This window comes from Nocardia sp. NPDC003979 (genome assembly GCF_053605015.1).
Window position 1 is genome coordinate 24556 of the sequence record NZ_JBSGIJ010000019.1, and the last position, 7588, is coordinate 32143.

Annotated in this window: 4 protein-coding genes; 3 read left to right on the forward strand and 1 reads right to left on the reverse strand. The window is 69.5% G+C overall.

Annotated elements, in window-relative coordinates:
- The first annotated feature begins 113 nt into the window (after window positions 1–113).
- Genes eccD through eccCa form a run of 3 tightly spaced genes read left to right on the forward strand, consistent with a single transcriptional unit; the run spans window position 114 to window position 6996 of the window.
- Window positions 114–1571, forward strand: a complete 1458-nt coding sequence (gene eccD / locus ACWEVR_RS28230; RefSeq protein ID WP_452469392.1) for a type VII secretion integral membrane protein EccD — start codon at window positions 114–116, stop codon at window positions 1569–1571.
- Window positions 1564–2937, forward strand: coding sequence for a type VII secretion-associated serine protease mycosin (mycP, locus tag ACWEVR_RS28235; protein WP_452469393.1), 1374 nt, complete (start codon window positions 1564–1566; stop codon window positions 2935–2937). The genes eccD and mycP overlap by 8 nt, the downstream gene beginning before the upstream one ends.
- Window positions 2938–2952: 15 nt before the next feature.
- On the forward strand, window positions 2953–6996 hold the full coding sequence (gene eccCa, locus ACWEVR_RS28240; RefSeq protein WP_452469394.1) for a type VII secretion protein EccCa: 4044 nt from the start codon (window positions 2953–2955) through the stop codon (window positions 6994–6996).
- A gap of 148 nt (window positions 6997–7144) precedes the next feature.
- Here the strand turns inward: eccCa and ACWEVR_RS28245 are convergent, their stop codons facing one another.
- Complete coding sequence (locus tag ACWEVR_RS28245) at window positions 7145–7525, reverse strand: hypothetical protein (RefSeq protein ID WP_452469395.1); 381 nt, start codon at window positions 7523–7525, stop codon at window positions 7145–7147.
- Window positions 7526–7588 lie beyond the last annotated feature (63 nt).

Genomic DNA, 7588 nt, shown 5'->3' on the forward strand with positions numbered 1-7588 from the left:
GCGCGAGTTGTCCGCCGTCGAATCCCCAGGTCGCGCCCGCACCTGGGTGAATGGACAGCGAACTGGCCCGCGACCGCCCGCACGCTGTGCTCGGCGTTGTTAGTTTTCGCGACGTGACGGAGTCAACGACTGTCGAGCCGCAGCTGTGCCGGGTGTCGGTGATCGGCGATACCACCCAGGTCGATGTGGTGCTGCCTGCCGCGGTACCGATCGCGAACTTCATTCCCGACCTGGTCGCGTTGATCGCGACCCGCAACCCCGACCTGTCCGAGCACGAGGACAACGGCCCGATCGCGGCCGGGCATTGGACCCTGTCCCGGCTCGGGCACGCCGCGATCGAGCCCGAACGTACGCTCACCGAGGCGGAGGTGTTCGACGGCGACCTGCTCGTGCTGCGTGCGGTGGACTCGGTGGAGTCACCACCGCTGTTCGACGACGTGATCGACGCGGTCGCCCGGCTCACCGACGACGCCTTCCGTGGCTGGAGCGGCGAGTCGGCCGGTCGGGCAGGCATGGCGGGGGCGATCACGGCCGTGCTGGGGACGGCGCTGCTGCTGCTGGTCGCAGCCGCGCGCGGGTACGGGATAGTGGCCGGCTTGGCGGGTCTGGGCGCGGGCGTGCTGGTGCTGGTCGGCGCTGGTCTGGTCGCGCGAAAGTACACGGCATCGACAGCGGCCACCGTGCTCGCGTTCAACGGTGTGCTGTTGAGCGCGGTGGGTGCGGCGGCACTGGTCCCCGGCAGCGCCGGCGCCCCGCATCTGCTACTCGGTTGCGCGGCGGCGCTTTTGGCCTCGGTGCCGGCGATGCGGCTGATCCCGGTGCGGGCCACCATGTTCACCGGCGTCATCACCGTGACCGGTTTCGGTTGTGTGGCGGCGGGCGTAATCACGATTTGGGGAGCTTCGGCGGCAACGGTAGCTACTGCGGCCCTGGTCGTCGCGCTGCTCGGCATCACCCTCGTCCCGCGGATCGCGGTCGCGTCCGCGCGGTTGCCGGTGCCGCCGGTGCCGACCGCGGGCGGGGCGATCGACCCCCGCGATCACGAGCCGCGACCGACCATCGAGGGCGTCGGCGCGATCGGCGCGACCGCGATCCCCTCGGCGGCCGGGCTCGCCGAGCGGTCCCGGCTGGCCAACGACTACCAGTCCGGGATGATCTTCGGGATCGTCGCAGTGCTGGTGCCGGCCACCTGGGTGATGGTGCTCGTCGAACCCGACCACTGGTGGCAGCGCGCGGTGCTCGCCGCTGCTGTCGGCGTCATCATGGCCAGGCGTGGACGGGCTTTCGCCGATCTCACCCAGGCCGCGGTCCTGGTCGCAGGTGGCTTCGCGGCATCGATCCCGCCGATCGTGGTGTGGGGCGTCACGATGCCCGAATACACGCTCGTGGCAGCTGCGGTGCTCGTCGGAGTTGCCGCGCTGGCCATGGTGATCGGGGTGGCAGGGCCGCAGCTGGAGATCTCGCCGGTGGTGCAGCGCGCGGCCGAACTGATCGAGTACGCGTTGATCTGTCTCGTCGGACCGCTCGTGTTCTGGATTCTCGACATCTACGCGATCGCGCGCAATGCGTAGGTTTGCCCTGTGCTGCGTCGGCGCCCTGTCGCTCGCGCTGTCGGCATCCACCGCCGACGCGATACCGCCGCCGGTGGTCGACCCCGGCCTGTTGGACACCTCGGCCCCCGTCGCCCCGCCCGAACCCGCAGAGCAGCGACTGCTGTGCTCCCAACCGGTCTGGACGGGGCCCGCGCCGCTCGGCATTCCCAGCGTGCGCAAGACGCTCGGGCTCGACGCGGCGTGGACGTTCAGTCGCGGCGCCGGTCAGCTGGTCGCGGTCATCGACACCGGCGTCAACGCCCACCCTCGACTCAGTGTCACAGCGGGCGGCGACTACGTTGCCGGGACCGATGGCACCGAGGACTGTGACGGGCACGGCACCCTGGTCGCCGGCATCATCGCCGCCCAGCGGGCCCCCGACGGTGGCGACGGCTTCATCGGTGTCGCGCCCGAGGCCGGGATTCTCGCGATTCGGCAGACCAGCTTGGCCTTCGAGGCCAAGGGTAGCTACCGCCAGGACAGTCCCGGCGGCATGTCGGCGGGCGGATACGGCACCGTCGACACGCTTGCGAGCGCGGTCGTGCACGCGGTCGACAGCGGCGCGACGGTGGTCAACATTTCGGCTGTCTCGTGTCGCCCGGCTGGGACCGACGCGGTCGACGGTCAGCTCGGAGCCGCGCTGCGCTACGCCTATGACCGGAATGTGGTCGTAGTCGCCGCGGCGGGCAACCTGCAGCAGCAGGGCGCGTGCAAGGAGCAGAACGGCGGTGGTTGGAACGCCGTGCGCACCGTCGCGACGCCTGCGTGGTTCGTTCCGTATGTGCTCTCGGTCGGATCGGTCGAAAGTGACGGCGCCCCTTCGGCGTTCACTCTCTTCGGTCCCTGGGTCGGGGTGGCCGCGCCCGGCTCGAATCTGATGTCGCTCGACAGCAAACCGGGCGGGACCGGTCTGGTGAACGGCACACCGCAGGCGGACGGCCAGGTCGCCCCGATCAACGGCACCAGTTTCGCCAGCGCCTACGTCGCGGGCCTCGCCGCCTTGGTCAGAGCCCGCTTTCCCGAGCTCACCGCCGGCCAGGTCATGGACCGGATCGTGCGCACCGCACATGCACCGGGCGACGGCTCCGACGGCCGCATCGGTGCCGGATTGATCGATCCGGTCGCCGCGCTCACCGCCGTTCTGCCCGCCGCGGTTGACGCGGACCCGACCGCTGGGGCGCCGATCGCCGGCCCCAATCCGCCGGCTCACGTCAGTCCGTGGCCGGAGCGGATCGGCATCGGTGGCGCGGCCACGTGTCTTGGCGTCCTGGCGATCCTGCTCATCCTGTCCATGCCCTATCGGCGCGCGCACCGCCGACCACTCGTCCTGCCGGGCGACGACTGACCGAAGGAATGACCCATGGGCACACAAGGATTCATTCGCTTGGCCAGGATCGCGCCGCCGCGTCCGCCGGGCGGGGAAGTCATCCTCAACGCGCCGCCGGAGATCACGCCGCCGGTGCCGCCGCCGCTGTGGCAACGGTTGCTGCCGCTGGTGATGGTGGTGGCGATGGTCGGCATGATGGCGTTGATGTTCACCATGGGCGGCGCGTCCATGCTCACCAACCCGCTCACCATGATGTTCCCGATGATGATGCTCATGTCGATGATCGGCATGTTCGCCGGGCGCACCGGCGGCGGCGCCAAACACGCGAGCGAACTCAATGAGGAGCGCAAGGACTACTTCCGCTATCTCGACCAGTTGCGCCGCGACGTCCGCGCCACCGGCACGGCCCAGCGCGAGGCACTGTTCTGGAGCCACCCACACCCCAATGACCTGCACGCGCTGATCGGCACCAGGCGCATGTGGGAGCGCCGCACCAACGACCCCGACTTCGGGCATGTGCGCATCGGCGTCGGCAGTCACCGGCTCGCGACCAAACTCGCTCGCCCCGAGACGGTTCCGCTCGAGGACCTCGAACCCGTCGCCACCGTCGCGCTGCGCCGTTTCGTGCGCACGCACTCGGTGGTGCACGCCCTGCCGACGGCGATCTCCCTGCGCGCGTTCCCCGCGGTCAACATCGAAGGCGACCGCGACCACGGACGCGCGCTGGTGCGCGCTATGCTCATGGAGCTGGCCACCTTCCACGGTCCGGACAGCATGATCTTCGCCATTGTCACCGCCGATCCGGACGGCCCGGCCTGGGCGTGGACGAAATGGCTTCCGCACCTGCAACATCCACGCGAGACCGACCGGATCGGCTCGTCCAGGATGCTGTACGAGTCACTGTCGGAACTCGAAACCGCACTGTCGGACGACCTGCTCGAGCGCGGCCGGTTCCTGCGCAACGCGCCGACCACCGCAGGCCGACTGCACCTGGTCGTCGTCATCGACGACGGGTACGTGAGCGGCGCCGAGCGCACGGTCAGCGATGCCGGACTCGATTCGGTGACGGTGCTCGACCTGACCGCTCCCCAAACCGGTTTGGCGGTGCGGCGGGGCCTGCAACTGGTGGTCGACGACGGCGTGATCGGTGCCCGCACCAGCGGCGCGGTGGAGAACTTCGCCGAACCCGACCTGGTGGGACTGATGGTGGCAGGCACGTTCGGGCGCGGCATGGCCCGCTACCGCATCGCCACCAGCGCGCAGATCGTCGACCTGGGCGAGGACATGAGCGTCGACCCCGGCTTGATGGCCATGCTCGGGGTGGCCGACGCCGCGTTGATCGAGGCCGACGCGGTGTGGCGGCCCCGCTCACCACGAGAGCGGCTGCGGGTGCCGATCGGTATCACCCCCGACGGCACGCGCGTCGAGATCGACATCAAGGAGTCGGCGGAGGGCGGCATGGGCCCGCACGGACTGTGCATCGGCGCCACCGGATCCGGGAAGTCGGAATTCCTGCGCACGCTGGTGCTCTCGATGGTCGCCACCCACTCCCCCGACCTGCTCAACCTCGTCCTTGTCGACTTCAAGGGCGGCGCGACTTTCCTCGGCCTCGACCCGCTCCCGCACGTCTCGGCGGTGATCACCAACCTCGAAGAGGAACTGTCGATGGTCGACCGTATGCGCGACGCGCTCGCCGGTGAACTCAATCGGCGCCAGGAATTGCTCAGGGCAGCAGGCAACTTCGCCAATGTCACCGAGTACGAGAAGGCCCGTGCCAACGGCGCGCCGCTCGATCCGCTGCCCGCGCTGTTCATCATCGTCGACGAGTTCTCCGAATTGCTCTCCCAGAAACCCGATTTCGCGGAACTGTTCGTGATGATCGGCCGCCTCGGCCGGTCGCTGCGGGTGCACCTGTTGCTCGCCTCGCAACGGCTGGAGGAGAACCGGTTGCGCGGCCTGGATTCGCACCTGTCCTATCGCATCGGCCTGCGGACGTTCTCGGCGGGCGAATCGCGGCAGGTGCTCGGCATCACCGACGCCTACCATCTGCCGGGCCAGCCGGGCGCCGGCTACCTCAAGAGCGACTCGGCCGACCCGTTGCGGTTCAACACCACCTACGTCTCCGGCACCTATGTGCCGCCGACCGCGAGTCGGGCGCTTGGGCCGGTGACGGCTGCGACCGGCAGTGTCGAGCTGTTCGTCGCGTCGCGCCTGGCCCCGCAGGCCCGCACCGAGCCCGCCGAGCAAGAACCCATCCCGGTCGAGTTGCCTGATCTCGGGGCGCTGCTCGGGGAAGCGCCCACCGGTACCGAGCCGGAGCGCTCGCTGCTTCAGGTGGTGGTCGACCGGCTCACCGGGCACGGCAGGCCAGCCCATCAGGTGTGGCTGCCACCCCTCGACATCTCCCCGACGGTGGATATGCTGCTGCCGGAACAGGATTGGCGGGCGGCGGCCAATCGCGGCGGCAACCTGTGGCTGCCCATCGGCATCGTCGACAAGCCCTACGAGCAGAAGCGCGACGTGCTCGCCATCGACCTGTCCGGCGCGCAGGGCAATATCGCCGTGGTCGGCGGTCCGCAGTCGGGCAAATCGACAACGATGCGGACCATCATCCTCAGCGCCGCCGCCACGCACACGCCGGAACAGGCCCAGTTCTACTGCCTCGACTTCGGCGGCGGCACCCTTGCCGCGCTCACCGGCCTACCGCACGTCGGTTCGGCCGCCGGCCGCCTCGAGACCGACCGGGTCCGGCGCACCATCGCCGAACTCACCGGCCTGCTGCGCGGCCGGGAGGCGAGATTCCTCGCGCACGGGGTGGAGAACATGCGCGACTTCCGCCGCATCAAAGCCGAACTGGCGCAGCTGCCCGCGGCCGAACGCGACGCCCACCCGCTCTCCGGCGACGCCTTCGGCGACGTCTTCCTCGTGATCGACGGCTGGGCGGCCTTCCGGGAGGAGTTCGACCTCATCGAACCCCAGGTGGTCGAGCTGGCCGCCCGGGGGCTCTCCTACGGCATCCACGTCGTCCTCGGCGCGAACCGGTGGGCCGAGATCCGCCCCAATGTGAAGGACCAGATCGGCACGAGAATCGAACTGCGCCTGGGCGATCCGACCGATTCGGAAATGGATCGACGGCTCGCGGTGCACGTGCCGATCAGCCGACCGGGCCGGGGCATGACCCCGGAGAAGCTGCACATGCTGATCGCGTTGCCGCGCCTGGACACCGACGTCGACCCCGGCACCCTCGCCGACGGCGTCGCACGCGCCAAGTCCGCGCTCACCGAGCACTACGGCGACCGGCGCGCGCCGGCGGTGCGGATGCTGCCCGACGTCCTCGACCGCGACCAGGTGATCGCGACCGCCGCCGAACTCGGCGTCCGCGTCGACCACACCAATATCCTGATCGGGCTCAGCGAATCCGAATTGGCCCCGCTGGCACTGAATTTCGAGGATTCGCCACATCTGTTGATCTTCGGCGACGTCGGCTGCGGCAAGACAACGCTGCTGCGCAATATCGCCAAGGGCATCGTCGAGAACTCGCATCCCAACCAGGCGCGCGTGATCATGGTCGACTATCGCCGCACCATGCTCGGCGCGATCGACGGCCCGCACCTGGCCGGGTACTCGACCTCGGCGCAGACCTCGATCCCCACGCTCAAAGAGGTGGCCGGCTTCGTCTCCCAACGACTGCCCGGCCCCGACATCACGCCTGCCCAATTGCGGGATCGCAGTTGGTGGACCGGGCCCGAGGTGTATGTGATCGTCGACGACTACGACATGATCGCCGCCAACAATCCACTCGCCCCGCTGATGGAACTGCTTCCCCAGGCCCGCGACATCGGCCTGCACGTGATCATCGCCCGGCGGGCGGGCGGCGCCGGACGCGCCCTCTACGACAGCGTGCTCGGGCCGATGAAGGACATGTCTGTCGACGGCATCCTGATGAGCACGCCGCGCGACGAGGGCGTGTTGTTGAGCGATATCCGCCCGGCACAGTACCCGACCGGACGCGGCATGCTCGTGTCCCGCACGCGCGGGCGCGAACTCGTGCAGATCTGCCATCTGCCGCCCGAGTAGCGCACCTGCGTCGCGTGGGGGCCGCGAGCGGATCGGCCTCGAAGGTCTGATCGGACGTGAGCTGGGCCGTAGCGTCCGCGCGAACAGGCTGGGGAGCAGTCGAGGGTTTGGTTGGAGGTGAGCTGGGCCGTAGGTACGCGCGAGGGTTCTAGCGAAACAGGGTCGCCGAGTCGTGCTCACCGCTCTCGGTGACACCCGCCGCGCGCTTCATGCCGGTGGCGAACTCGGTGAGGGTGCGGGCGGTGTCGAAGCCGCCCTGCAGCAGGTTCGTGCTGAGCGCGACGTAGCCGGTCGGGCCGTCGGCGAAGGTGGTGCCGTGCGAGTCGTCGCCCCACGGCGGCCGGGCGCTGACGCCCGCGCGCACAGTGGTCTCGCCGCTCTGCTCGGTCACCTGAATGGGGTCGCCGATGAGGTCGAGAGTATTGGCCAAGGTGGTGACGGCGTGCTGGATCGCCGACGCCACCTCTGCCATAGCGAGACCGGCCGTCCGCAGCTCGGTTGTTGATTCGATCGCGATGACCTGAGGCACGCGATCGAGCCTGACAAGCCAACGCGGACTCGCGCTCGCCAGCAGTGGTCGGCCAGCGGAATA

Coding starts and splice junctions, on each gene's coding strand:
- eccCa (WP_452469394.1), top strand. CDS start 2,953: ATGGGCACACAAGGATTCATTCGCTTGGCCAGGATCGCGCCGCCGCGT.
- mycP (WP_452469393.1), top strand. CDS start 1,564: ATGCGTAGGTTTGCCCTGTGCTGCGTCGGCGCCCTGTCGCTCGCGCTG.